The organism is Pseudomonas sp. HY7a-MNA-CIBAN-0227 (assembly GCF_040310325.1).
Lineage (GTDB): Bacteria > Pseudomonadota > Gammaproteobacteria > Pseudomonadales > Pseudomonadaceae > Aquipseudomonas.
Window position 1 is genome coordinate 1 of sequence record NZ_JBEOPT010000311.1, and the last position, 244, is coordinate 244.

A 244-nucleotide genomic window follows, 5' to 3' on the forward strand; every position below is an offset into this window, starting at 1 on the left:
GTGTTTGCCCATCTTTTGCGAGCTGTTTTGTTAACTGCTTAATAGTTGCACTATTGATAGTGGTATAAATAGAAGCTGGTATAGATAAGTAGTCACATAAACGTTGCAAATGCTCAGCACCAAGCGTTTGATTGACTACTGCAATCAGATGGACTTTGGTCAATTGCTCATTAAGGTGATAGACCGGCTGATAACTTGGACGACGACAAGGCAAATACAAATTGATGGTGCTACAGTCATTATC

General features: G+C 39.8%; 1 protein-coding gene. It reads right to left on the reverse strand.

Features of this window, described 5'->3' with window-relative positions; all coding sequences use genetic code 11:
* Positions 1 to 244, reverse strand: a 244-nt coding sequence (locus AAEZ06_RS28060) for a hypothetical protein (RefSeq protein ID WP_350617456.1), incomplete at both ends; no start/stop codon positions are given.